A 25,907-nucleotide genomic window follows, 5' to 3' on the forward strand; every position below is an offset into this window, starting at 1 on the left:
CAATTAATTCCCTTAATGGTTTATAAAAATTCACAATCTTTTTTAGCTAACTTAATTTAACCAAAAGTTATAATTGCTATTACTAAAATGAAATGGCCAATGCCGTCGTTGCCGTCAGACTATTGCTATTAAATTCATCCGTCCTGTTCATAAAGATAGCATCTTTACTGTTTAAATTTCTGATTTCTGTACGCCAAACGAGATTCGGCAGGATCTGATAATCAGCATTCAGAGAATACCCGAAAGTTTTAAAACCGTTTTCTGTTCCCGTAGCAATGATCACTCCCTTTTCATCTTGGTAATATTCTCCTCTTGCGGTAAAACTCAGTTTTTCTGTAGCATTGTATTTTGCAATTAAAACTGGTGTGTACCAAATATTATACTGCTCGCTTCCTTTTGCTTTTTGTTCGGCACCAATGTCAAAACCTGCTGTCACTCCGAACTTTTTATTAATTTGATACACTGCATACAGATTATGAAAATATCGCATCTGGCGAATGCTGTCGGGTTTATCATTTCCGATAAAAGAACTGCTGTTGATGGTCAGTTTTTCATTAGGTTTAAATGTCAACTGATGTCCGAATGCAGGCGTAGAATTTCCGTCAACTCTCTGAATACGCTGCCAACCATTGAGTACTAAACCGCTTACAAACCACTTTCCACTTTCTGAAGTGTAGGAAATTTTAGCACCTGTCTCGAAATACGGCGAGTTGTCAGCAAAAAGACTTCGTGTCAATGTCCAATTATCTTTTCCAACAGCACTTTCAAATCCTAAATGGGATGGGAAAACTCCTGCATCAATCCAAAGATTATGTTTTTTTGAAATTTTCAAACCTACATTGGCTTCGTAAATATTTTTCATCACACCTTGCTCTGCTGCGTAATTGGCATTCATGTATGTTCCGACTGCTAAAGCAAGATTGGCTCTCACATTTTCTGTATTGTATGCTGTTTTTACAAACGCTAAATTAACGTTCACTTCATTGTTTCGGTTGTGACTGTATACGAATCCAGGACGGTTATTATTTTTCGGATTATTAAAATCTGCAGTGTAATAAACCTCAGCGTATCCGCCAACAGTAAGAGGTTTTGCAATTGAATCGTTTTGAGCAGATGCACTGATACCGCATACAGCTAACAAAACAAATAGTATTTTTTTCATTTAATTTAAATTTAAGAAAAAGATGGGATTTTATTAAAAAAATAAAACCTCCGATGATAAATATTGATTTTAAAATTTTACTTTCCACTTAATTGATCAAGTGCGATGTTGAGTTGAAGAACATTGATTTTTTCAGGACCAAACAATCCTATCACAGGTTTTTCTGTATTTTGAGTAATCAAATTATTGATTTTCACCTCATCGATATTTCTGATTTTCGCAATTCTTTTCACCTGAATTTTCGCTGCCTGCACAGAAAAATTCGGATCTAATCCGCTTCCGCTGGCCGTCACTAAATCTGCCGGAATATCTGACTTTACAATTCCAGGATTTTTCATCAAAATTGTATCGATACGAGCCTGAATTTGTTTGAGATACTCTTCATTCGATGGACCTTTGTTGCTTCCTCCCGAACCTGCTGCATTGTAATCGACCGCTGAAGGACGAGAATTGAAATATTGATCTGTACTGAACGACTGTCCGATATTGGCGTAATAGGTTTTATTATTATGTTTAATTAAATCTCCTTTTCCTTGATTAGGTGAAAGCTGAGCAATTGCCCAGATGGATATCGGATAAACAATGGTAAGAAAAACAATGCACAAAGCGGTCAGTTTGATTGCTGGTAAAATATGTTTTTTCATTTGATAATAATTTAAAAAGGCATGAAACAGGAAGAATTGAGATAGTTAAAAGGACGAAAAGTTGCATGATAAAAGTTTCTTCCTGCCGTGCCTGTGAGCTATTTAGAAAAATAAGGATACAATAATATCTATGATTTTAATTCCGATAAAAGGGATAATGACACCGCCTAATCCGAAGATGAATAAATTCCTTCTCAGCAACGCAGATGCGCCGATTGGTTTATAAGCCACCCCCTTCAATGCCAACGGTATCAGTATAGGAATGATAATCGCGTTGAAAATGACTGCCGATAAAATTGCACTTTCCGGACTGTGAAGATTCATAATATTTAAACCTTGCAAAGCAGGAATTGCCGTGATAAACAATGCCGGAATAATGGCAAAATATTTTGCAACATCATTGGCGATACTGAATGTAGTCAGCGTACCTCTTGTCATCAGCAACTGTTTGCCGATTTCTACAACTTCAATTAATTTCGTAGGATCATTGTCGAGGTCGACCATATTTCCGGCTTCTTTTGCAGCCTGTGTTCCGCTGTTCATGGCAACACCTACATCTGCCTGAGCCAATGCCGGAGCATCATTGGTACCATCACCCATCATGGCAACCAGACGACCTTCCTGCTGTTCTTTTTTGATGTAGTTCATTTTATCTTCCGGTTTTGCTTCGGCAATAAAATCATCAACACCTGCTTTTTCAGCAATAAATTTTGCAGTCAGTGGATTGTCACCGGTCACCATCACGGTTTTAATACCCATTTTTCGGAGACGTTCGAAACGCTCGCTGATTCCGGGTTTAATGATATCCTGAAGTTCAATCACTCCCAGAACTTTTTCATTTTCTGAAACCACCAATGGTGTTCCTCCGTTCTGAGAAATTTCTTTAACTTTTAAATCAATTTCTTGTGGAAAAATATTTCCAGCAGCTTCCGATATTTTTCTGATGGCGTCGGTTGCTCCTTTTCGGATGCGGTTTCCGTCGTAATCAATTCCTGAACTTCTGGTTTCTGCGGTAAATTTGATAAACTGAGGATTACTGATTTCATAGCTTAAAGGATTGATTCCCGCCAGCTCTATGATTGATTTCCCTTCAGGAGTTTCATCTGCCATTGAACTCAAAACAGCCGCTTTGATTAACTGTGTTTCATCAACTTGGTTAGCAGGATAAAAACTCGTTGCCTTACGGTTTCCGATGGTGATTGTCCCTGTTTTATCTAAAAGTAAAACATCGATATCTCCAGCTGTCTCCACTGCTCTACCGCTTTTTGTGATCACGTTGGCTCGCAATGCTCTGTCCATCCCGGCAATACCAATCGCTGATAATAATCCGCCAATAGTAGTCGGAATTAAACAAACAAAAAGTGAGATAAATGATGCAATAGTAATCGTGACATTAGAATAATCTGCGAATGGTTTTAAAGTCACACAAACGATGATAAAAACCAATGTAAAACCTGCCAGTAAAATCGTTAAGGCAATTTCGTTCGGTGTTTTCTGCCTTGAAGCACCTTCTACCAAAGCAATCATTTTATCTAAAAAGCTTTCGCCGGGTTGCGTTGTCACTTGTACAACAATTTTATCCGACAAAACTTTTGTTCCTCCTGTTACAGAACTTTTATCACCTCCAGATTCACGAATGACAGGAGCCGATTCTCCGGTAATCGCACTTTCATCTATGGTAGCAAGTCCTTCAATGATTTCTCCGTCAGAAGGAATAATGTCTCCAGCTTCACAAACAAAAACATCTCCTTTCTGTAATTTAGATGAAGAAATTATTTCACCGTTTTGCAGTTTTGCAGGCGTTTCTTCTCTTGTTTTACGAAGACTGTCTGCCTGAGCTTTCCCTCTTGCTTCGGCAATTGCTTCAGCAAAGTTTCCGAATAAAACGGTGAGTAAAAGAATGATGAATACCGTGAAATTGTAAGCAAAACTTCCCTGAGATTTTTCTCCTGTCAAAGTCCAGACGCTTACAAAAAACATCACCAATGTACCGAGCCATACAAGAAACATGACGGGATTTTTAAACATTAGTTTCGGATTCAGTTTCACAAAAGACTGTTTCAATGCTTCCTGAACCAATTCTTTTTGAAACAAAGATTTATTTTGAGTCATTTTAATTTCTTTTATTTAAAATTTATTTCATTGAAAAATATTCTGCAATTGGACCCAATGCCAATGCCGGGAAGAATGATAATGCTGCAATAATTGCAATCACTGCAAAAGTCATCAGTCCGAATGTTGAAGTATCGGTTTTCAGAGTTCCTTCTCCTTCAGGTATGTATTTCTTCTGAGCCAATAATCCTGCAATCGCTAAAGGACCAATAATTGGTAAGAAACGACCGACCAACAAGACAATTCCTGTAGAAATATTCCAGAAAGGATTATTATCACCCAACCCTTCAAAACCGCTTCCGTTGTTGGCTGCTGAAGAAGTATATTCATAAAGCACTTCGCTGAAACCGTGGAATCCAGGATTATTGAGTGTGGAAGTACCGACTGCGGGGAAATAAGTAGCTATTGCGGCACCTACCAAAATAAGAAACGGATGAAGCAATGCGATGATCATCGCAATTTTCATTTCACGAGCTTCAATTTTTTTACCCATAAATTCCGGAGTACGACCTACCATCAATCCGCTGATGAAAACTGCCAGAATGATATAGATAAAAATATTTAAGATACCTACTCCATCACCTCCATAGAAAGCATTGACCATCATTGAAAGCATCTGTGTCATCCCGGAAAGTGGCATCGAGCTGTCGTGCATTGAGTTGACTGAACCCGTAGAAATCACCGTGGTTACAATACTCCAAAAACCTGAAGCGGCAGAACCAAAACGGATTTCTTTACCTTCCATTGCGCCCAATGACTGATCAATCCCCATTTGGCTGATGGCGGGATTTCCGTTCATCTCCATAACAACTGTAGGTACTGCAAGTAATAGAAACCCGATGGTCATGACTCCAAAAATCATGTATCCAAATTTCTTTCTTCTGATGAAATAACCAAAAGCAAAAACCATTGCCATCGGAATTATTAACTGTGAAACCATTTCTACCATATTGGTAAAATAGTTAGGATTCTCTAACGGATGAGCTGAATTTACTCCAAAAAATCCACCGCCATTCGTTCCTATATGTTTTATAGGCACAAAAGCAGCAACAGGTCCTGTAGAAACTTCCACATTTTTACCTTCCAGCGTAATCATTTTATCTTTTCCTTCAAACGTCATCGGCATGCCCTGAAAAACCAACACCAAACCCATTAAGAATGAAAGAGGTAGCAAAATTCTTGTGATTGATTTTAGCAAATAATCATAAAAATTACCTAGTTTTTCGGTTGTTTTTTCTCGGAAAGCTTTGAATACAACGATTGCTGCTGCTATCCCTGTTGCAGCGGAAACGAATTGAAGAAACATCAGCCACATCTGTCCGAGATAACTTAATCCTGTTTCGCCTGAATAATGCTGTAAATTACAGTTAACTAAAAAGAAATGGTTGTATTAAATGCCAGATCCGGCGACATATCCGGATTTCCGTCCGGATTGAGCGGAAGCCAGCTCATATTCATTAAAACCAGCATACTGATGAAAAACCATAAAAAGTTGATGGTTAAAAGTGCAATCAGATGTTGTTTCCAGTTCATTTCATGATCAGGATCGATTCCTGATATTTTGTAGAAAAATCTTTCTACGGGTTTGAAAACAGGATCCAGAAATGTTTTTTCTCCTGTGAATACTTTTGAAATGTACTTTCCAAAAGGTATCGCCAACAGCAATGTTATGACAAACATTGCTACAACGCCTAAAATTTCAGTGTTCATAGTTTGTTTAATGAATTAGTGCAAATTCTTTTACCGTAATCACTAGATACAAAAAAGCGACGATGAAGCTGATCCAAAAAATCAGAATTCCCCACTCTTTTATTTGATGTATGATCTTACGGTTCATTTGCTTATTAATTGGTTTTAAAATTTTTCCGGCTTTACGAGCACATAGCAGATATAAATGAATATGGCTATTGATATAAAAAATAGTAGGGTCATTTTTAGAATTTTAGATCTTGATCTTTTTTTGTTTGTTCGCTGTATACCATTCTAAAATCTTTTGGAATTTCCTGATACAGGAATCTCCACTGTTGCGGTTTTAGATTTTTACTCAGACTTGCAAATGAGCGTATAAAGAGATTCTCTATAATGTATCTGATGTAAGAATTTCCGTTTTTGTAAATCCAGTACATTCTTTTGATTGAAATATTGATTTTCTGTACGTTTGATTTTTGCGTATCTATTTTCATATCATCAATCATAACCTGTATCACTCCCGGGAAATTGTTTTGCTCAGAAAGTGTAACAATCTCTCTTCGAACTGACGGAAAAAACACTTTCAGATATTCTACAGCGGTGAATCTGTTTATTTTGTTTAACATTTTAGATTTTGTCGAAATATTCAACAAGACGGTAAAACAAAACAAATAACACAACTGCCGTAATTAATAGAATAATTGTTATCATCTTATGTAATTTTAATTAACCTGCAGAATCGCAGCTGCTACAAACACACCAAGGATTACAGCAATATTGATCGTAATGACTTCGAGGTTGTGCTTTTCACGGGTAGACTTCAGAAGTTTCCAGTCTCCGATTTTTCTGATTTTTGATTTCATATGTAGATTTTTATTGTTTTTTAAAGGTCATCCCGAATGGTCGGGACAGGCTATGCAATCGCTGAATCTTCAATACAATTTTGTATTTCCAAATCATGGTGATTTCATTTCTTTAAAATTTTTAAATTCCTGATTTATAAACCTGACGTAAGTAGTTGTTTTGAAGACTTGGTGACATTTTAGAAAAAATCAAATCTTTGTATGAAGGTTCACAACAAAATGTAAGACTGTCTAAAGAATAAATGAAAATGTTTTCGATGGCGTTCTTTAATGCCTGATCCCCTTTGTTGTAAAGCTGATTCATCTTGGTAATCGACTTCATCAGAATTTTCTGATCATGATTTTTAATCAGTTTTTTAATTTGTTTGGTGAAAATACTGATCACCATAAACGGAGTTTTTGTTTTGTAAGACTCTTTAAATTCTTCCTGAGATTCAGGAATGATTTTAACGATTTCTCTTACAGCATCTGTATGATTCATTTTTAGATTGTTTTGAATCTCTAATGCCAAGATTTATTCCCTTGAATAAAAAAATACCCAACTCATTATAAAACAAATATTTAAACAAAATTTAAAACATTTCAAAACACAAAAAACCCTATCAAAATGATAGGGTCGTTATCAGAATGGAATTATTTTTTAAGAAATTTTGTATTCATCCACTTTTCTGTACAAGGTGGCAATGCCGATCTCGAGTAAACGGGCAGCTTCGGCTTTATTACCTTTGGTATGATTAAGCACTTTTTGGATCTGCATTTTCTCTGCACTCGCCATAGAAAACGCTGACATCATTTTGGTTTGAGAAGAATCTATCTCGTTATTATAGACCGAAATATCTAAAGGAAGACTATCTACCTCTAATTCAGATGAATCTGTGAGAATTACACTTCGTTCAATTACATTTCGAAGTTCACGAATATTGCCTTTCCAGGGATGATTTTTTAAGGCTTTTAAATAATCAGGAGATACCGAATTGATATTTTTACCGGTTTTAAGCGAAAAACTTTTTAGGAAAAACTGAGCCAGCAATTCAATATCAACCACTCTTTCTCTTAAGGAAGGAAGCTTAATCTGAAAAATATTAATTCTATAATATAAGTCTTCACGGAAATTCCCTTTCTCGATTTCAGTTTCTAAATCTCTGTTGGTGGCAGCGATGATTCTCACATCCGTTTTGATAGGTTTATTGTCTCCCACTTTCAGAAATTCGCCTGATTCTAAAACACGCAAAAGTTTTGCCTGCAAATCCAACGGCATCTCACCGATTTCATCCAAAAAAACAGTTCCCAGATTGGCTTCTTCAAAAATACCTTTGCTGTCTTTCAGAGCCCCGGTAAATGCGCCGGCTTTATGACCAAACAATTCATTTTCCAACAAATCTTTTCCAAAAGCTGAACAATTGACGGCAATAAAATTATTTTTATTTCTTTTGCTTGCATGGTGAATTGCCTGGGCAAAAACCTCTTTTCCTGTACCCGTTTCGCCCGTCAAAAGAACGGTAGCATCGGTAGTTGCAACTTTTCTTGCAGAATCTACAACGCTGGTAATAGCTGATGATTTCCCTATGATGCTGTCAAAGGATTGTTTTCTGTTGAGTTGCTTTTCCAGATGCAGAACGCGTTTGTTTAACGCAACTTTTTCAGATGCTTTATAAATGAGAGGAAGAATTCTGGTATTGTCGTCACCTTTTGTAATGTAATCAAAAGCCCCGTTTTTAATCGCTAAAACGCCGTCAGGAATGTTTCCAAAAGCTGTTAAGAGAATAATTTCTACGCTAGGAAATTTATCTTTTATAATTTTAGAGAATTCCACTCCGTTTCCGTCGGGTAGTTTGACATCGCAGATGACAATATCGATCTCTGAGGTTTCAAGTTTCTTTAAACCACTCTTCAGATTGCTAGATTCGAAAACTTCAAAACCTTCAAGGGCAATGATTCGTGAGAGAAGCGATCTTATTTTCGCTTCATCATCTATGATTAAAATGCTGTTCAATGCTGTAAAAATATAATGTTCAAAATTAGAATTAATATTTCATTCGGAATCCTTTTGAGAAAAATTATTCATCATCGTAACTGAAATAGGTGTAAAATCTCATCAATTTTGAAATACATTTGAAAAATAATCACTGGTAAGACATTATTTTGAAGCTGATAATTAGCTTTTTAACAAAAACTTTCATTTAATTAATATCTCTATTTTGAAAAAAGAAAAAAATATTACCTTTGCACGAACCTAAAAGGGAGATTGGGAGTTCTTATAATTTAATTCATGACTACAATGGTTTTTAAAATGATTTCGTCACAGACAAATCTTTAAAGCTTTATATGTCGTAAATCTAGAATGTATATAACTCTTAGATTACCAAATTTGATATCATGCCGGATTTAAAGATACAGGAAGCAAAATTGCTTTTTACTAAAATCCACTCGAACCCAAAAAGTTACGATTTAAAGATCAATGAAGAAGGGATTACAGGCAGAGATGATAAAATAAGTTTCAGACTCTACAGGAACGGTGAGGGAAGTGCCTTTGAGGTACTGATTGACGGGATAACGTTCACCAATACGACTGGGGAATGGAACAATGCTCTGAATATGCTAACAAGCACAATCAGAAAAATAGAAAAAGAACAACAGAATATAAAACTAGAACAGGCATTAGATAAACTCAAAAAATACCTCTCAGAATAAAGTTTAAATTTTTTAAAAATAAATTTGGCTGGTATAAAAAAAGTTTATAAATTTGCACTCACATTTGAACGATATGGCAAATCATAAATCAGCTCTTAAAAGAATAAGACAAAACGAAGTTAGAAAAGTTCGTAACAGATATTACCACAAGACTGCTAGAACAGCAATCAAAGGGTTAAGAAATGAAGAGGACAAAACTGCAGCAACAGAACAATTGCCAAAAGTTATCGCTTTATTGGATAAATTAGCTAAGAAAAATATTATCCACAAGAACAAAGCGGCTAACTTAAAAAGTAAATTGACTAAGCACGTTAACAAGTTAGCGTAATTATAGTAGGCCCGTTCGTCTATCGGTTAGGACCTCAGGTTTTCATCCTGGTAAGAGGGGTTCGACTCCCCTACGGGCTACTAAAAAGAATTGAAACTTTCAAAAATTCAAAATTACTAACCCGCTATTTATAGTGTGATGGTAGATGGCCCGTTCGTCTATCGGTTAGGACCTCAGGTTTTCATCCTGGTAAGAGGGGTTCGACTCCCCTACGGGCTACAAAAAGAGATTTCAGATTTGAAATCTCTTTTTTTTATTTTATATGGTCAAAAATCATATATAAAATTCACCTTATATTCTTTTAAAGTTATACTTTTGAAATTCATCAGATGATGTGATGTTTTAATCATGCAGATTCAAAGAAAAACTTTAGCGCAGGAAGTAGCAGATAGATTAATCGAAGGAATATCCAGCGATGAATATGCAATTGGCGAAAAACTACCGATTGAATCTGAGCTGATGAAAATCTACGGCGTTGGCCGCTCCAGCATTCGTGAAGCAATAAAAATTTTATCCATCAAAGGAATTCTCAATGTACAGCAAGGCGTGGGAACTTTTGTGGTTGCTAAAAACGCTCAAGAATCTTTAGAATCTCAAATGAATAAAGCAGAGATTCAGGATGTACAAGAAGTGCGTTCACTGCTCGATTCGAAAATTGCAGCGAAGGCAGCGATGAACCGATCGGAGGAAGATTTAAAAACAATTAAAAAATATTTGGATCTCAGATCTCAATTTGCAGAAGAAAATCTCGCGACAGAATGTTATCAGGCAGATATCAATTTTCATTTAGCCATTGCAGAAGCTTGCGGAAACAAACTTTTACGGGAAATTTACAAAGTAGCAACAAAACATATATTGAGTTCTTTTGAAATCAGACATCACAACAATACGGACTCATTTAAAATTTCGCAAAAAATACATAGCGAACTTTATCAATCTATCGAAAACCGCGATGCTGAAAAAGCGTCCATCATTGCGCAAAAAATAGTTGATCAGATTTACTAAAAAAATTTAATAAAATTCATCAGATGATATGATGAATAAAAATAATATTATGGAAAATATATCTACAAAAACAATTGACACCACAAAAATTGTTTACCCTATCCTATTCATGATTAGTTTTTCTCATTTTCTAAATGATCTAATTCAATCTACCATTCCTTCATTATATCCCATTTTAAAAGGAGAATTCAGTTTATCTTTTGCCCAGATTGGAATTATCACCTTGGTATTTCAACTCACCGCCTCAATTTTACAACCTTTTGTAGGAATTTACACTGACAAAAAACCTAACCCAAGATCTTTAGCCATCGGCATGGGATTATCAATGGCCGGATTACTTTTGTTGGCTGCTGCTCATCAGTATTATGTCATTCTAATTTCGGTTGCATTAATCGGAATGGGCTCTTCTATTTTTCATCCTGAAGCTTCAAGGGTAGCACAATTAGCATCTGGCGGACAAAAAGGATTGGCTCAATCTATATTTCAGGTAGGCGGAAATTCGGGAAGTGCGATTGGACCTTTGTTGGTTGCGTTGATTATTCTTCCTTTAGGACAAGGTTATGTAGGATTGTTTGCCATCGCAGCATTTATCGGAATCATCGTACTGTGGAGAATCGGAAACTGGTACGCTGAAAGATTATCATTGAAAAAATCATCAAAACATCCAAATGACATCATTGAAATACAGCTTTCCCGTAAAAAAGTTCTGTTTTCAGTGACTATTTTATTGGCTTTGGTATTTTCAAAATACATTTATCTGGCTTCAATGACCAATTATTTTACTTTTTTCTTGATAGACAAATTTCACATTTCGGTACAAGATTCTCAGTTATTTTTATTCATGTTTTTATCTGCAGTTGCTGTCGGAACCATTTTAGGAGGGAAATTAGGTGATAAATACGGCAGGAAAAAAATCATCTGGATTTCTATTTTAGGAGCGGCACCCTTCACACTTTGTCTTCCCTATCTTTCACTATTCTGGACAATTGCATTTGCAGTTATCATAGGATTAATCATCGCTTCCGCATTTTCTGCAATATTAGTCTATGCCACAGATTTGATGCCCAATAAAATCGGATTGGTTGCAGGATTATTCTTCGGATTTATGTTTGGAATGGGCGGAATAGGTTCTGCCGTTTTAGGAGCAGTCGCAGATGACACCAGCATAGAATATGTTTTCAAAATCTGCGCATTCTTACCTTTGATGGGAATTATTACCGCATTTCTGCCCAATATAAAAGGGAATAAAAAATAGTCCTCAACGCTGTGGATGAGGACTATTACAATAGTAGAATTTTAGGTTTAAGAAAGAATTACGACAATTGCTTTTTTACCTAAAATTCTATTTTCTATTTATTTTAAATACCAAAATTGAGAAAAACACTGAATCTTGATTTCGCTTCAATATCTCCTCCTGCCAAATTGGTGTAAGTCGGAAGCATGACTTCTGTTCCCAGACTGAACTTTTTATAAGAAGCTTCAAAACCTAACTTCCCGTACAAAGCACTTCCGGCAGTTTTCGGAAGTACTTCTTTATATTGGAGGTTTCGGTCATAGACTTCACCCTGAAAACCAAATTTTGCAGAAAGAATACTTTTCTCACTTCCAAAGATTTGATAAAATCCTGTGGCTAAATAATTCCACTGATTCCCAAACTGATAATTTTTTTTGTTTTTAGTTTTAATGGTATAATCGGTATTGAGAAGTAAGGCAAATTTATTTTTTTGAAATCTGTAATTTAAAACTGCCTGATAATCCCAACTTCCGGTTCCCAACTGAAAACTAGGATTGACTCCGGAAATTCCTTTTTCATCAAACTTTCCGAGCGGAACTTTTACTCCGACTCCACCATTCAGTTGATGAATATTGTCTTTTGAACTAATCAATTGATAAATTCCCATCAAATTAAAATCTCCGATTCCGTTGATATTGATATCGCCCTGCAAAGTTTTCTTTTCATGAAAATAAAACGGCAGACTTCCGTAAATACTCAATTTTTGAGTCAAGGGAATTTTTGCCCAAAGCTGAATGGTATTGAAATATTGATCCTGCGTTAAATCATTGATAAACAAATTCTCTTTGGCTTTATAATGCTGAGCAAAATATTTAATTCCGATAAACTGAGGATTCAAAAGAGATTCAAAACCTGAAGATCCATTTCCTGCCGCACAACCGCAGGCATCGCATTCGTTGAATAAAATCTCATCTTGAAAATTATTTGAAATGTATAAACTGTCATTCACTGTTTTTGCCTGAAAACTGTTCAAAGAAATCAGACTTATGATAAAAATTATTTTCTTCATTTCTATAAATTATTCAGCGAATTTTGGATTAGAAATAAAATTTTTGTCAGATAGCGTTTTCAGAAAAGAAATAATGAATTGTTTTTCCTGAGCATTCATCGCAATTCCAATATGATTGTTCTGTTTCAGTTGCGTGTCGAGATTAGGATGATCTTCAACACTATCAGAATAAAAATTAAGTACAGCTTCCAAAGTGTAAAATCTTCCGTCATGCATGTAAGGTGCTGTGTATTCAACATTCCTTAAACTTGGAACTCTGAATTTCATCCAGTCATTTTGATCCAACGTCACACGATGTCGTCCTGCATCTTTAAATTGGGTATTGTAATACATTCCGGTGTTCCTGAAGCTTTCATCGGTAAACAATTCTCCACCGTGACAAGAAGCGCATTTTTGCTGAAACAAAGCCATTCCCTGAGATTCTTCAGAAGATAAATTTACTTTCCCCTGTTTAAACCGATCATATTTGGAATCTGCCGAAATCAAAGTGGCCATAAACTGCGACAATGCTTTCAACACTCTTTCTCCGGTAATACTTTCGTCTCCGTAAGCCTGCTTAAATAATTTTTTATAAACATCCTCTTTACTGAGTTTGGTAATCACTTCAGGCATCGAACTATCCATTTCGTTTGCATCGGTGATCGGAATAATCGGCTGTTGGTTTAAATTATGAATCACTCCGTCCCACATATACCGTTTCAGAAAAGCCATGTTTTGAATGGCCGGCGCATTTCTGATTCCTATTCTGTCGTCAATTCCATGACTTACCGTGTGACCATGATGGGTAAATGCATGTTCGTGAATGTGACAGAAACCGCAGGAAATGGTATTATTTCTTGAAAGTCTGCCTTCATAAAATAATTTTCTGCCCAACTCTACTCCATTTTTTGTGATTGGATTTTCATCTTTATCAAAGGTCATTTCTGGAAAGTAAGATGGAAACTGAAGATTCACCGCTTCATCTTTATCTAAAGGCTGAATTACCTCATCAGAACACGAAATAAAATTTAGAAAAGCGACAATTAATAATCCTGTTTTTAAAATAAGTTTAGTCATTGTGAACGTGATCTACTTTAAACATTTTCGTTAAATTATTCGTCACATTTACCAAATGCTGATTGGAGCCCATCGCCATATCATTAGCTGTAGAAAGGCTTAAAGCAGTTTCTCCACTTAAGTATTGGTTGAAATCTGCCAAAATATGAATCGAAGGTTTTACTGTTGTCGAGACTCTCGCGGTTGTTGGAAGATCCAAAGTGACTTCACGATACAAATCTGGAGTATTATTGGCGGCTACATTTCCCATGTTTCCGGTGTGATTCATAAATTCTGTGCTGGCAGAACTCGTTCCGTATTTTCCTTCGAGTTTTACGAAAATATATCCGGCAGCCCAAGACCAGGTCAGACTTTCTTTTTTGGCTTTTTCCCAGAATTCTGCTTGTCCGTTTTGTCCCAGCAAATAAGCATTTTGACTGATCCCTAATCCGAATTTTATTTTCTTGTAATTGTTTTTCGGAATTTCATCTAAGTCTACATAAATAATTCCGGCAACGGCTTTCTCTTGATTGATGATAAAAGCACCTTTGTCGGGATTATTTTCGTTGTATTTGAATTCATTTCCGTTTTCGTCGATCAAACTGATGTTGCTGATAACATATTTTAAGGTTGAAAACTGATGTTTTTGTGCGCTGGAAGACGTTTGAGTAGTTTGATTAAGAACAATATTTCCGAGATTATTGAATCCGTTTTCAAATTTAAGTTGGAGTTTTCCTTTTGCTTCCGGTGATGAATCTTCTTCATCATTGTTACGACATGATGTAAAGGTTAAAAAAGTAAAGGCAATAAAGAATAATGATAAAAATTTATTGATGTTCATTGTTGATTTTTTAGTTGAAACGTTGTTTTATGCTGTATCCCGCGATAGGGATGGTAGCGGTTATCCTTTTTGTCTTTTCTGAATCATTGTTTTATAGACTCACTTGGCAAGACAAAAAGATATGAGCGGACAGCCCGACCCGAGCGGCTGGAAAAGCCAGGGAAAGAGAATCGTCCAAAAATTGATATGTACAACTAAAAAATCGGTGGTCTGAAAATGTTTTTCAGAAAGAGGAATGTGTAACCTGTTTGGTAAGTGAAATTCAGGTTTGGGAATGAGAAATTGTTCCCGATTGAGGTTTTAAAAATCTCTGTAGGAATGTAAAAATCCAGTATTTTCTGAACGGAATTTTTCCCTTTGGAAAGTGGTAAAGAATCGGTATCGTTTGTTTTTGATAATTCTTTGGCCAGGTAACATTTTCCGTTACAATGAAGGTCAACATTTTTCTTGTTGACGCAGAGTTCTTCGCTAATGTATTGATAATTTACAGCATACTCCACCAACGGAATCAGAGGCCTGAATACCGTAAAAAAGGTGAGGAATATGCTGCAAATTAAATTCAAAAGATTATTTTTTGCTTAACGCTTCGTCATATCTTCTGCTGATTTCTTTCCAATTGGTAACGTTCCAAATGGCAGTTAAGTAATCCGCTCTTTTGTTCTGATATTTCAGATAGTAAGCGTGCTCCCAAACGTCGATTCCGAAGATTGGAGTTCCTTTTTCTTCCACCACATCCATCAAAGGATTGTCCTGATTTGGTGTTGAGGAAACAAATAATTTCCCGCTTTTATCTACAGAAAGCCAAGCCCAGCCAGAACCAAAACGGTCTGCTCCTGCTTTAGCCATTTTTTCTTTAAAGGCGTCCATGCTTCCGAAAGCATCCGTGATTGCTTTTGTTAATTTCACAGAAGGCTTTGTGTCTTTTTGTGGAGTCAAAACCGTCCAGAATAGCTCATGGTTGTAATGTCCGCCAGCATTATTTCTTACCGCCATTGGCAAAGTTCCCGCCTTTGAAAGAATCTCAAACAACGTTTGTTTTTCCTGTGGAGTTCCGGCAATTGCTTTATTCAAATTCGCAACGTACGCTGCAGCGTGTTTTGAATAATGAATTTCCATGGTTTGTGCATCAATATTACCTTCCAACGCATTGTAAGCGTATGGTAAAGGCGTTTGTTTGAACTGTGCAAACGCAAACTGCGCCGCAAATACTGCAGTGAATGCAGCTACTTTAAAAATCTTCATAATGTTTTGTATGTAAGGTTAAACTTTTATTTTTTTTTGGATGATGGGTGATGGAAGTCTTTTTCGGTGTGATCATAACTTCCCACATCTAGCTTCAAACTTTCGGCCTTATTTCAGTAATTTCTTAATATCCTCAATTAAAATTTCTCGGTCTGGATGAAACTTGCCTGTCAATTTAGGGATTTTTCCTTCGGCATCTTCATAATTTAATCCTGAATAATAAAGAATCGGCATATTTTCTTTATTGTATCGACATCTGATGTTTCCATCTTGGTCGACTAAGGCAATCATTCCGCTGTGATTGAGGTTTTCGCTTTCGTCTTCTTTATCGCCAACATAAATATCAAACTGATCTGCCAGATTTCCGATATAGGCTCGGTCACCAGTCAAAAAATGCCAGTTCGGAGATTTTACGCCTATTCTTCGAGCATGACTTTTCAAAAGCTCAGGAGTATCATTTTCAGGATCAATACTGATAGAAATAATTCCAAAATCAGGATTGTTAATCTCATCTTCAATCGCTCTCATGTTGGAATTCATCACCGGACAAATCGTTGGACATTTGCTGAAGAAAAATTCAACCAAATAAACTTTCCCCAACATATCTTTATTTGTCACTTTTTTATTGTTCTGATCAGTCAGTTCAAAATCCGGAACTTTCATCACCATATAAAGATTGCTTTTAAAATAACTCATCCCAAATCCTATTCCTAAAAACAGTAAGGCAATGATTGCAATCGGAATGATAATCTTCTTTTTTGCACTACTATCGGCCTTTTTATTTTTGGACATACTTCTCAGGATTTTTCTTAAACTCATCCTTACAATAGCTACTGCAAAAACCGTACGTTTTATTTTTGTAGACCGCAGTATCTTTCATATCGCTTTCGGTAGGCATATCACAAATCGGGTCTACAGCGTTTGCAAACTTCACTTTTTGGGCAGTCGTTTTTGTAGCAGTATTTTTCTTTTTATGCTTTACTTTCGGGGTTTCCTGCGCACAGGCTAATAATGAAACAGACAAAAATGCCGTTAATAAAATCTTTGATTTCATTTTATTTAAATTGAAATTAATAATTGAGATGAATAAAATTAAGTGGATTTTTAAACTAAAATTAATGTTGATTGGCCGAAATTTGAACCATTAAGAGGTTTAAACGGTTAAGGTTTTTTAAGGAATCAAAGAGATTTAATTAAAAGTACAATTTAAGCTACTTCAAATTTCACCAAAGACAAACAACTAAGAATTTAGTTTAAATAAAGCTTATGATAAAGGAGGATGGAATATTCTGAAGAAATATTCTGAAGTATGAGAATCAATGTAATCAGAATTAAGATTTTTTAATTGAATCTCCGATGGTGATTGTTCTGAAAAAGAAAGAATTTCATTGTATAAAAAAACATCTAATCCCGAAATTTTTACATTCTGACCGTTATTAGATTGCTTTTCTGTTTTTGCCAATTCTTTTTTGACGAAACATTTTCCTTTACAGTCAGACTCAATTATTTTTCTGTTCTCACAAAGATTTTTCGCGATGTAATCATAATTGACAGCATAATTGACCAATGGCAAAACCGGACGGATTGCAATAGTAAAAATGATGAAAAAGGATAAGAGAAACTTCAAGTATCAAATCTTTAGTACAAATATAGTGTAGAAAATTGAGTTGAGTGGTCTTTTATGATGAAAGTCAGTTTTGAATTGGAGCGGGATGTTTTTTTAGTTCCCGCAGATTACACGGATTTGCACAGATATTTGAAAATATATTATGAAAATATTTAAGTTTTGGCTAAAGCCAATCATATTGGAAATTTAGAAGGCGGGCTAAAGCCCGCCCCTATTGATAAAAATGCATACAAAGATTTATAGTTTATTTGTAAACTTCCATCTCCCAGCTTCAGTCTTCTAGCTCATCAAAACTTCATCCTTTGAATTCTCACTGCATTTAATATCGCCAATAATGCAACACCGACGTCGGCAAAAACAGCTTCCCACATGGTTGCTAAACCGCCTGCTCCGAGAATCAGAACGATGGCTTTGACAGCAAAAGCCAGAATAATATTTTGCCAAACTATTTTTTTAGTTTGTTTTCCTATATTGATTGCCATTGGAATTTTACTTGGCTGGTCATCCTGAATCACAATATCAGCAGTTTCAATGGTGGCATCACTTCCTAAACCGCCCATTGCTATTCCCACGTCGCTTAAAGCAACAACAGGAGCATCATTCACGCCGTCTCCTACAAAAGCTACTGTTTGATTTTTCGCTTTGATTTCTTTTACCTTATTGACTTTATCTTCTGGAAGTAAGTCGCCGTAAGCATTTTCAATGCCCAACTGATCGGCAACGAACTGAACTACGGAAGTTTTGTCACCACTTAACATGGTTGTTTTTACGCCCAATGACTTCAATTTATTAATCGTTAATTGAGCGTCTTCTTTAATACTATCTGCAATTGTAAGATAACCAACAAACTTTTTATCATAAGCGACGGCAATTAAAGTGTAGACAATCTTTTCAATATTGACATCAAATGAAATATTGAACTGCTTCATGAGTTTTAGATTTCCGACTAAAATTTCCTTGCCGTTGATGTCAGCTTTTAAACCTTGTCCTGCAATTTCTTCTACATTTTCTAACTGAATTGAATGATCCACTTCGCCCACAAACTCATGAATAGCGGTTGCAACGGGATGTGTGCTTTGACCTTCAAGTGCATTGACAAGTTTTAAAATTTCTTCCTGATTAAATTCTTTACTAAAATGAACTTCCTGCACTTTAAAAACTCCTTCGGTCATCGTTCCTGTTTTATCCATCACCACATTCTGAATATTAGCCAAAACATCTAAGAAATTGCTGCCTTTAATTAAAATCCCATTACGGCTTCCTGCTCCAATTCCACCAAAATATCCTAGTGGAATAGAAATAACCAAAGCACAAGGACAAGAGATAACCAAGAAAACCAATGCTTTGTAGAGCCATTCTTTAAACTGATAATTTTCAATGAAAAAATACGGTAACAAAGTAATTCCTATCGCCAGAAATACAACGATTGGGGTGTAAATTTTCGCAAATTTTCTGATGAAAAGTTCTGTCGGAGCTTTTTGAGACGTCGCATTCTGAACGAGTTCTAAGATTTTGCTCAACTTACTGTCTTTAAATGAAGCAGTAACTTTGATTTGACTGACAGTATTTAAATTAATCATTCCTGCTAAAACCGTTTCACCTTTTATTTTTGTGTCGGGTTTGCTTTCTCCGGTAAGTGCAGAAGTATTGAAAGATGATTTATCTGAAAGCAATTCGCCGTCTAATCCTAATTTCTCCCCCGATTTTAACTGAATAATATCCCCAATTTTTGCATCGACAGCTTTCATCATTCTCGGCTTCCCATTTTCTAAAACGGTAACTTCATCAGGACGCTGGTCGAGAAGAGATTTGATATTTGATTTGGCTTTGGTCACTGCCATTGCCTGGAAAACTTCACCTACAGAATAAAACAGCATCACGGCAACACCTTCGGGATATTCTCCGATTGCAAAAGCACCGATTGTGGCAATTCCCATCAGGAAAAACTCAGAAAACACATCACCTTTCGTGATACTTCCATATGCCTCTTTCAAAACTGGAAATCCGACAGGAACGTAAGCAATTAAATACCAAACCAAGCGAATCCAGCCCGAAAACCAATCGGGTTTTATATAATAATCTAAAGCGATTCCTATTAATAATAAAGTAAAAGAAATAATCGCAGGAAGAAACATCTGAAACGTAGATTGATCTCCCGTATCATGAGAATGGTCGTGGTCATGACCTTCATGATTGTGATTATATTCTTTTTTAGGTTTTGTACTGCAACATTCTTCCATAACTGAATAATTTTAATCAAAATTAGGTCTAAACTTAATGCAATACTATTGCAAACTTTCAAGACAATTCTCGCAAATTCCTTTGGCAAAAAGCCTTATTTCATCGATTCTGAAATTCGTCTGAATATTTTCAGGGATTGAAACATCTTCTTTGCAAGTCGTCTGTTTGCAAATTTTACAGTAAAAATGAAGATGCCAGTCTTTATGTGTTGTCTCGTCGCAACCATCGTGGCAAAGCTTATATTTTGTCGTGGTATTTTCCTGTATGCTGTGAACAATTCCTTTTTCCTCAAAGGTTTTTAATGTTCGATAAATTGTAGTTCGGTCGGCATTTTCAAAATAATTTTCAATTTCTGATAATGACAAAGCTGCTTCCTGAGAACTCAAAAAATCATACACCAAAATCCTCATGCTTGTAGGCTTGGTATTTTTATCTATTAATTTATTTTCAATATCTTTTTTCATAATTTTTGAAAATTAATGTTCGTGTTCTCCAGAATTTGTCAATTTAGCATTAATGAAAAACGCTCCTTTTGTAGCAATTTTTGCACTTTCAGGAATCGATTTTACAGGCGTAATTGCTGTGTAACCCATTTCTGAAGTCCCTTTTACCACTTCTACTTTCTCAAAGTTAACGGTTTTTTCGTTGTGTTTTTCCTGAGTTTTTTCATCTTTATGATCTTCCGTTTTTTTATCATTTACAAGAAAAATATAATCTTTTCCGCCAGCACTTGTGATAGCCGTGTTAGGAACGGCAGACATTAATCTGTTATCTAAACTTACCACTGCGGTGGCATTCATTCCATCAATCAAACCATTTTTATTTCCTTTTACTTTGCAATGAATCGGAATGGTTTTACTTTGATTTTCAAAAGCTGTTCCGATGCTGTAGACCTCAGCATCATATTCGGCAACCGGGCTATTCGTCAATGTAAAATGAATTTTCTGCCCCACTTTTATTGATGGTAAATCTTTCTCAAAAACTTGTAAATCAAGATGTAAAGAGCTATTGTCGACAATTTCTGCAACAGGCGAAGAAACATCAATATAACTTCCGATTTGCAATAAAATATTACTGATTGTCCCGCTAATTGGCGCCGTAACGGCAAGTCCGGATCTTAAATTTTTGTTGGAGACATTTCCAGGACTGATTCCCATCATCTGAATCTGTCTTTGTAAAGACGCTTTTTTTGTTCTTAATGTTTTTAACTCGGCATCAGCATTTTGTAGATTTTTTTTCGCTCCGGCATCGTTATCGAAAAGCTCTTTCTGTCTTCTGTATTCCTGTTCTGCAAAAGTAATGCGGCTTCCCGTTGTCAAATAATCTTCCTGCAATTGAATAAACTCCGGATTAGCAATTGTAGCGATCACCTGACCCTTTTTCACATAGTCTCCGACCTGAACATTCAACGTTTTGATCACTCCGCCGTATAAAGAAGTTGCGCTAGCTTTGTTGTTATTGGGAACACTCAGCGCACCGTTGGCCTTAACGATCGATGTTAGCTCTTTCATTTCAATTTGCCCTAATGTAATGCCGACTGCATCCATTTGATCTTGCGTCAATTCTGCAAAATCTGAGCTTTCATGTTCTGAATGTTCTTCGGTTTTCTCCTTTGGTTCTTCTGCTTTTTCAGATTTCCCACAACTCGCTAGAAAAAATGACAGAAGAATGATTATGATGATATTAAATTTTAATTTCATTTTATTTGTTGATTAAAGAATTAATGTTGACCACAGTTTGATTCACCTGTTGAATGGATTGCAAATATTTCAGTTCGATATTGGTTGCTGTTTGAAGCGCAAACAAATATTCTACATAAGAGATTTCTCCTGTTTTATAACCTAACTGAGCGGCTTTTACAATACTTTTCGCATTAGGAATCGCTTGATTTAAATAATACTGATACTGCTGAAGATCTTGCTGATACTGGCTTAACGAATTTTTTAGTTGAGCATCCAATTGCTGCTGTTGGAACTTCGCATTATTTTCCTCCATCTGCTTTTGATATTCCAAAGATTTTATTCTTGCTTTTGTAGCCCCGAAAGTCAATGGAATAGCCACTCCAATACTTACAGAATTAAATCTATTTTCAGCGCCATAGTATTTCTCCTGTCCATTTAAGGTGTGAAAACCTATCAAAGACTGATTAGTATATCCGATACTGAAATCTGGTAATCCCTGCGCCTTTTCAACATTTTTATTCTTTTCCAGCACTTCCATATTCTGCTTAAAAATCTGGATCGACGGATGATTTTCTACCGTTTCGCTGTCTAGAAGATATTCTACTTTTAACGGTTCATATTTTTGAGAATCAGGAATGGAAATATCTTCGTCCGTATTCAACAAAACCTTTAAATTTTTATAGGCATTATCTAGATACACCTTATTCTGCTGAAACAAAAGATTAATTTCTCCTTTTTGGGTTTCGGCAGTATTAATTTCGATCTTTTTAATATCTCCTGCTTTGAATCTCACCGTTGCAATTCTTATGAAATCGCCATACAAATTGTCGAGATATTTCAATTTTGTTTGATTGTACTGCAAATATTCGATCTGATAAAAATAGGATCTAACCTGTTTGATCAATTCATTTTCGGTGATTTGCTTTTCAAGCTTTTTAGTTTTAATTTCTTCCTGAATCAATTCTTTTCTGGCTTTAAATAACGTCGGAAACGGAATAGATTGTGAGATGGCAAAAGACTGATCAAATTTCGGACTGTTATATTGTCCGAGCTGCGCATTGAAATCCAGTTTCGGAAGCTCTTTTGCTGTTGGTTTTAAGGCTTCGGAAGACTGAATATTAAGATCTTTTGCTTTGATGGAAGGATTATTTTCTTGTAGTAATTCTATCGCCTGATTCAAAGAAATTTCTCTTGAACTTTGGGCTTTCAAATTTTGACCTAAAAATAAAGTTCCTATTAAAATGATTACTGTTAAAGGCTTTTTCAACAATTTATCTTTAAGATTAATTTTAGAATTAAAAATAATGTACAACATCGGCAAGACGAATAAAGTAAGGAAAGTTGCAGAGAGTAATCCTCCAATAACAACCGTTGCTAATGGTTTCTGAACTTCTGCTCCCGCGCTTGTACTTATTGCCATCGGTAAAAATCCGAAAGAGGCTACCGTTGCCGTCATTAAAACAGGTCTTAATCTGGTTTTCGTTCCTTCAATTACTCTTTTAAATACATCGGTAACTCCATCTTTTTCTAATTGATTGAATGTTCCAATCAAAACAATTCCGTTAAGAACCGCCACTCCAAATAATGCGATAAAACCAATTCCTGCGCTGATACTGAAAGGCATCCCTCTCAATAAAAGAGCAAAAACACCTCCGATCGCGCTCATCGGAATCGCTGTAAATATTAAAGTTGCCTGTTTAAATGAATGGAATGTAAAATATAGCAGCATAAAGATCAAAAGTAGCGACACAGGAACAGCAATCATCAATCGTTGACTGGCTTCTTTTAAATTTTCAAACTGTCCGCCATAGGTAAAATAATATCCAGATGGAAGTTTTACGTCTTTCTCTAATTTTTGCTGAATATCTTTCACAACACTTTCTACATCTCTTCCTTTTACATTAAAACCAACGACAATTCTTCGTTTTCCTGCTTCACGGCTAATTTGTGCAGGTCCAAGTTTATATTCAATATTAGCGACTTGCGACAACGGAACCTGAGTTCCGGTATTCGTTGGAACCATCAAATTACTGACATCCTCAATATCCGTTCGGTACAGACTATCTAATCTTACTACCAAATCAAAACGTCTCTCATTTTCAAAAATTTGTCCAGCGGTTTTTCCTGCAAATGCGGTGCTTAAAACATTGTTGACATCTTCTACATTCAAACCATAATTTGCAATTCTCGTTCTGTCGTACGTCACATTGATCTGCGGAAGTCCTCCCACTCTTTCAACCTGCGGAGAAGTTGCGCCATCAACATTTTGAATAACTTTGCTTACTTTATCGGCATAAATAGAAAGCGTATCCATATTTTCACCGAAAATCTTTACCGCAACATCTTGTCGGATCCCTGTCATTAATTCATTAAAACGCATTTGGATTGGCTGATTGGCTTCAAAGAAAACACCGGGAATTACTTCCAGCTTTTCTGTAATCTCATCCGATAATTCAGTGTATGATTTTTTGGATTTCCATTCTTTTTGAGGCTTTAAAACAATTATTAAATCGGTTGCTTCAGGCGGCATCGGATCTGTAGGAACTTCGGCTGAACCCGTTTTTCCAACTACCATTTTCACCTCATCAAATTGTTTAATAACTCTTGAAGCCTGCATCGAAGTTTCGATACTCTGGCTTAATGAACTTCCTTGCGGTAAAATACAGTGAAAAGCAAAATCTCCTTCCTGCAACTGTGGAATAAACTCACCACCCATTCTGCTAAAAATCAATGCTGAAATTGAAAATAACAAGACGGTGAGCCCAACAATCACATATTTAATTTTAATGGCTTTCTGTAATAAGGGTTGATATATTTTTTGCAGCCAATTCATCATTTTATCCGAAAAATTTTCTTTGTGAGACGTTTTCTTTGAAAGGAAAAGTGCGCACATCATCGGAATGTAGGTCAATGAAAGAATCAGTGCTCCGAGAATTGCAAAACCTACTGTTTTAGCCATGGGTGAGAACATTTTACCTTCAATTCCTACCAACGTAAGAATCGGAATGTATACAATCAGAATGATAATTTCTCCAAAAGCGGCACTTCCACGGATTTTTGATGCTGATAGAAAAACTTCTTCATCCATTTCGCTTTGTGTCAATTTTTGGACAGATTTCCTTAATCCTAAATGATGTAAAGTAGCTTCAACAATAATTACGGCACCGTCTACAATTAATCCGAAATCAATCGCTCCCAAACTCATTAAATTGGCACTTACTCCGAAAACATTCATCATTCCTAAAGCGAACAATAATGATAAAGGAATTGCTGACGCTACAATTAATCCTGCTCTGAAATTGCCGAGAAATACAACTAAAACAAAGATCACGATCAATGCTCCTTCAATCAAATTCTTTTCTACTGTACTTATGGCTCGATCTACCAAGTCGGTTCTGTCTAAAAATGGTTCGATTACAATATCTGCAGGCAACGATTTCTGAATTGTAGGAATTTTTTCTTTAATTCTGCTCACAACATCATTGCTATTGGCTCCTTTCAACATCATGACCACTCCACCTACAGCATCGGTTTGGCCGTTGTACGTCATCGCACCGTAACGGGTTGCGTGCCCGAAACGAACATCTGCGACATCTTTCACAAAAACAGGAATACTCCCTGTATTTTTGACCGCAATATTTTTAACATCCTCAATAGAAGTTGCTAAGCCAATTCCACGGATGAAATAGGCATTTGGTTTTTTATCAATATAAGCTCCGCCTGTATTTTGATTGTTCTTTTCAAGGGCTGTGAAAATATCTGCAACGCTTACTCCCATTGCTTTTAGACGATTAGGATTGACGGCAACTTCATATTGCTTCAACTCGCCTCCAAAACTATTGACCTCAGCAACGCCTTCTGTTCCGTATAATTGTCGGGAAACGATCCAATCCTGCATCGTACGCAGATCTTTCGCATTGTATTTTTTTTCACTTCCCTTTTTAGGATGCAAAATATATTGGTAGACTTCACCTAATCCGGTACTGACAGGCGCTAACTCAGGAGTTCCAATTCCTTTTGGGATATTTTCTTCGGCTTGTTTTAATCTTTCATTAATTAATTGCCGGGCAAAATAAATGTCTACTTTATCTTTAAAAACAACGGTGATTACCGATAATCCGAATCTTGAAATACTTCGGGTTTCTTCTATATCGGGAACGGTTGCAATACTTTGTTCGATGGGGAAAGTGACCAATTGCTCAACCTCTTGTCCAGCCAAAGTAGGGCAAACCGTAATAATCTGAACCTGATTATTGGTGATATCAGGAACAGCATCGATGGGTAATCTGGAAGCACTCCAAACTCCCCAAATGATCAAAAGCAAGGTCATTATGCCAATAACGATCTTGTTTTTGATGCTAAATTTTATGATTTTATCTAACACAAATTGAGATTTAATTTGTGATTGTCTGCTTTGTTTTTTTAACGCCTTTTAATTTTTT

At 36.0% G+C, this 25,907-nt stretch carries 23 protein-coding genes, 2 tRNA genes and 1 pseudogene; 6 read left to right on the forward strand and 20 right to left on the reverse strand.

Features of this window, described 5'->3' with window-relative positions; genetic code table 11:
* Positions 1-82 precede the first annotated feature (82 nt).
* The 8 genes and pseudogenes from EAG08_RS09020 to EAG08_RS09055 form a co-directional block, all read right to left on the reverse strand.
* Positions 83-1,162, reverse strand: coding sequence for a porin (locus tag EAG08_RS09020; protein ID WP_129535135.1), 1,080 nt, complete (start codon positions 1,160-1,162; stop codon positions 83-85).
* 77 nt (positions 1,163-1,239) lie between these two features.
* Positions 1,240-1,806: a K(+)-transporting ATPase subunit C gene (locus tag EAG08_RS09025; protein WP_129535136.1), complete on the reverse strand. Its 567-nt coding sequence runs from the start codon at positions 1,804-1,806 to the stop codon at positions 1,240-1,242.
* A 102-nt stretch (positions 1,807-1,908) separates the two neighbouring features.
* A complete protein-coding gene (gene kdpB, locus EAG08_RS09030; protein ID WP_129535137.1) occupies positions 1,909-3,918 on the reverse strand; it encodes a potassium-transporting ATPase subunit KdpB in 2,010 nt (669 codons plus the stop codon).
* 22 nt (positions 3,919-3,940) lie between these two features.
* A pseudogene (gene kdpA, locus EAG08_RS09035) lies at positions 3,941-5,628 on the reverse strand (potassium-transporting ATPase subunit KdpA).
* Positions 5,629-5,852: 224 nt separating this feature from the next.
* Positions 5,853-6,233, reverse strand: a complete 381-nt coding sequence (locus EAG08_RS09045; RefSeq protein WP_129535138.1) for a hypothetical protein — start codon at positions 6,231-6,233, stop codon at positions 5,853-5,855.
* A 96-nt stretch (positions 6,234-6,329) separates the two neighbouring features.
* A complete protein-coding gene (locus tag EAG08_RS21345) occupies positions 6,330-6,470 on the reverse strand; it encodes a hypothetical protein (RefSeq protein ID WP_164463419.1) in 141 nt (46 codons plus the stop codon).
* Positions 6,471-6,591: 121 nt separating this feature from the next.
* Positions 6,592-6,951 (reverse strand): hypothetical protein, encoded by a 360-nt coding sequence (locus EAG08_RS09050; protein WP_129535139.1) that lies wholly within the window; start codon positions 6,949-6,951, stop codon positions 6,592-6,594.
* A gap of 159 nt (positions 6,952-7,110) precedes the next feature.
* The gene (locus tag EAG08_RS09055; RefSeq protein ID WP_129535140.1) at positions 7,111-8,463 is read right to left on the reverse strand and encodes a sigma-54-dependent transcriptional regulator; all 1,353 of its coding nucleotides are present in this window, start codon (positions 8,461-8,463) and stop codon (positions 7,111-7,113) included.
* Between the two features lie 383 nt (positions 8,464-8,846).
* On the opposite strand from EAG08_RS09055, the gene EAG08_RS09060 reads away from it, so the two are divergent.
* From EAG08_RS09060 to EAG08_RS09085, 6 genes are all read left to right on the forward strand, one after another.
* Positions 8,847-9,161, forward strand: coding sequence for a hypothetical protein (locus EAG08_RS09060; protein WP_129535141.1), 315 nt, complete (start codon positions 8,847-8,849; stop codon positions 9,159-9,161).
* A 73-nt stretch (positions 9,162-9,234) separates the two neighbouring features.
* Positions 9,235-9,489: a 30S ribosomal protein S20 gene (gene rpsT / locus EAG08_RS09065; protein WP_047442289.1), complete on the forward strand. Its 255-nt coding sequence runs from the start codon at positions 9,235-9,237 to the stop codon at positions 9,487-9,489.
* A gap of 8 nt (positions 9,490-9,497) precedes the next feature.
* Positions 9,498-9,569: transfer RNA gene (locus EAG08_RS09070), tRNA-Glu, on the forward strand.
* A 67-nt stretch (positions 9,570-9,636) separates the two neighbouring features.
* Positions 9,637-9,708, forward strand: a tRNA-Glu gene (locus tag EAG08_RS09075).
* A gap of 129 nt (positions 9,709-9,837) precedes the next feature.
* Positions 9,838-10,494 carry a FadR/GntR family transcriptional regulator gene (locus EAG08_RS09080; RefSeq protein ID WP_129535142.1) on the forward strand — a complete coding sequence of 219 codons (657 nt, stop codon included), beginning with the start codon at positions 9,838-9,840 and terminating at the stop codon, positions 10,492-10,494.
* A gap of 49 nt (positions 10,495-10,543) precedes the next feature.
* Complete coding sequence (locus EAG08_RS09085) at positions 10,544-11,749, forward strand: MFS transporter (protein WP_164998552.1); 1,206 nt, start codon at positions 10,544-10,546, stop codon at positions 11,747-11,749.
* Between the two features lie 103 nt (positions 11,750-11,852).
* Here the strand turns inward: EAG08_RS09085 and EAG08_RS09090 are convergent, their stop codons facing one another.
* The 12 genes from EAG08_RS09090 to EAG08_RS09145 all read right to left on the reverse strand — a co-directional run bounded on the left by EAG08_RS09090 (position 11,853) and on the right by EAG08_RS09145 (position 25,849).
* Positions 11,853-12,797 carry a transporter gene (locus EAG08_RS09090; protein WP_129535144.1) on the reverse strand — a complete coding sequence of 315 codons (945 nt, stop codon included), beginning with the start codon at positions 12,795-12,797 and terminating at the stop codon, positions 11,853-11,855.
* A 9-nt stretch (positions 12,798-12,806) separates the two neighbouring features.
* Positions 12,807-13,853, reverse strand: coding sequence for a cytochrome-c peroxidase (locus EAG08_RS09095; protein WP_129535145.1), 1,047 nt, complete (start codon positions 13,851-13,853; stop codon positions 12,807-12,809).
* Positions 13,846-14,673: an MbnP family protein gene (locus EAG08_RS09100; RefSeq protein WP_129535146.1), complete on the reverse strand. Its 828-nt coding sequence runs from the start codon at positions 14,671-14,673 to the stop codon at positions 13,846-13,848. The genes EAG08_RS09095 and EAG08_RS09100 overlap by 8 nt, the downstream gene beginning before the upstream one ends.
* Before the next feature lie 194 nt (positions 14,674-14,867).
* Positions 14,868-15,236 carry a hypothetical protein gene (locus tag EAG08_RS09105; protein WP_129535147.1) on the reverse strand — a complete coding sequence of 123 codons (369 nt, stop codon included), beginning with the start codon at positions 15,234-15,236 and terminating at the stop codon, positions 14,868-14,870.
* Positions 15,237-15,240: 4 nt separating this feature from the next.
* Positions 15,241-15,915 (reverse strand): superoxide dismutase, encoded by a 675-nt coding sequence (locus EAG08_RS09110; RefSeq protein ID WP_129535148.1) that lies wholly within the window; start codon positions 15,913-15,915, stop codon positions 15,241-15,243.
* Between the two features lie 108 nt (positions 15,916-16,023).
* A complete protein-coding gene (locus EAG08_RS09115; protein ID WP_185145191.1) occupies positions 16,024-16,707 on the reverse strand; it encodes an SCO family protein in 684 nt (227 codons plus the stop codon).
* Positions 16,694-16,969: a YHS domain-containing protein gene (locus EAG08_RS09120; protein ID WP_129535149.1), complete on the reverse strand. Its 276-nt coding sequence runs from the start codon at positions 16,967-16,969 to the stop codon at positions 16,694-16,696. The genes EAG08_RS09115 and EAG08_RS09120 overlap by 14 nt, the downstream gene beginning before the upstream one ends.
* A gap of 210 nt (positions 16,970-17,179) precedes the next feature.
* Entirely contained in the window at positions 17,180-17,542 is a 363-nt protein-coding gene (locus EAG08_RS09125; RefSeq protein WP_129535150.1) for a hypothetical protein, read from the reverse strand.
* A 287-nt stretch (positions 17,543-17,829) separates the two neighbouring features.
* Positions 17,830-19,782, reverse strand: a complete 1,953-nt coding sequence (locus EAG08_RS09130) for a heavy metal translocating P-type ATPase (RefSeq protein ID WP_129535151.1) — start codon at positions 19,780-19,782, stop codon at positions 17,830-17,832.
* Positions 19,783-19,827: 45 nt separating this feature from the next.
* Positions 19,828-20,247, reverse strand: coding sequence for a Fur family transcriptional regulator (locus EAG08_RS09135; RefSeq protein ID WP_129535152.1), 420 nt, complete (start codon positions 20,245-20,247; stop codon positions 19,828-19,830).
* Positions 20,248-20,259: 12 nt separating this feature from the next.
* Positions 20,260-21,483, reverse strand: a complete 1,224-nt coding sequence (locus tag EAG08_RS09140) for an efflux RND transporter periplasmic adaptor subunit (RefSeq protein ID WP_129535153.1) — start codon at positions 21,481-21,483, stop codon at positions 20,260-20,262.
* Between the two features lies 1 nt (position 21,484).
* Complete coding sequence (locus EAG08_RS09145; protein WP_129535154.1) at positions 21,485-25,849, reverse strand: CusA/CzcA family heavy metal efflux RND transporter; 4,365 nt, start codon at positions 25,847-25,849, stop codon at positions 21,485-21,487.
* Between the last annotated feature and the right edge of the window lie 58 nt (positions 25,850-25,907).

The organism is Chryseobacterium sp. 3008163, assembly GCF_003669035.1.
In the GTDB taxonomy this organism is placed as follows: Bacteria; Bacteroidota; Bacteroidia; order Flavobacteriales; family Weeksellaceae; genus Chryseobacterium.

Coding starts and splice junctions, on each gene's coding strand:
- EAG08_RS09085 (WP_164998552.1), top strand. CDS start 10,544: ATGGAAAATATATCTACAAAAACAATTGACACCACAAAAATTGTTTAC.
- EAG08_RS09140 (WP_129535153.1), bottom strand. CDS start 21,483: ATGAAATTAAAATTTAATATCATCATAATCATTCTTCTGTCATTTTTT.
- EAG08_RS09050 (WP_129535139.1), bottom strand. CDS start 6,951: ATGAATCATACAGATGCTGTAAGAGAAATCGTTAAAATCATTCCTGAA.
- EAG08_RS09045 (WP_129535138.1), bottom strand. CDS start 6,233: ATGTTAAACAAAATAAACAGATTCACCGCTGTAGAATATCTGAAAGTG.
- EAG08_RS09130 (WP_129535151.1), bottom strand. CDS start 19,782: ATGGAAGAATGTTGCAGTACAAAACCTAAAAAAGAATATAATCACAAT.
- EAG08_RS09025 (WP_129535136.1), bottom strand. CDS start 1,806: ATGAAAAAACATATTTTACCAGCAATCAAACTGACCGCTTTGTGCATT.
- EAG08_RS09110 (WP_129535148.1), bottom strand. CDS start 15,915: ATGAAGATTTTTAAAGTAGCTGCATTCACTGCAGTATTTGCGGCGCAG.
- EAG08_RS21345 (WP_164463419.1), bottom strand. CDS start 6,470: ATGAAATCAAAAATCAGAAAAATCGGAGACTGGAAACTTCTGAAGTCT.
- EAG08_RS09090 (WP_129535144.1), bottom strand. CDS start 12,797: ATGAAGAAAATAATTTTTATCATAAGTCTGATTTCTTTGAACAGTTTT.
- rpsT (WP_047442289.1), top strand. CDS start 9,235: ATGGCAAATCATAAATCAGCTCTTAAAAGAATAAGACAAAACGAAGTT.
- EAG08_RS09095 (WP_129535145.1), bottom strand. CDS start 13,853: ATGACTAAACTTATTTTAAAAACAGGATTATTAATTGTCGCTTTTCTA.
- EAG08_RS09080 (WP_129535142.1), top strand. CDS start 9,838: ATGCAGATTCAAAGAAAAACTTTAGCGCAGGAAGTAGCAGATAGATTA.
- EAG08_RS09120 (WP_129535149.1), bottom strand. CDS start 16,969: ATGAAATCAAAGATTTTATTAACGGCATTTTTGTCTGTTTCATTATTA.
- kdpB (WP_129535137.1), bottom strand. CDS start 3,918: ATGACTCAAAATAAATCTTTGTTTCAAAAAGAATTGGTTCAGGAAGCA.
- EAG08_RS09020 (WP_129535135.1), bottom strand. CDS start 1,162: ATGAAAAAAATACTATTTGTTTTGTTAGCTGTATGCGGTATCAGTGCA.
- EAG08_RS09060 (WP_129535141.1), top strand. CDS start 8,847: ATGCCGGATTTAAAGATACAGGAAGCAAAATTGCTTTTTACTAAAATC.
- EAG08_RS09100 (WP_129535146.1), bottom strand. CDS start 14,673: ATGAACATCAATAAATTTTTATCATTATTCTTTATTGCCTTTACTTTT.
- EAG08_RS09135 (WP_129535152.1), bottom strand. CDS start 20,247: ATGAAAAAAGATATTGAAAATAAATTAATAGATAAAAATACCAAGCCT.
- EAG08_RS09115 (WP_185145191.1), bottom strand. CDS start 16,707: ATGTCCAAAAATAAAAAGGCCGATAGTAGTGCAAAAAAGAAGATTATC.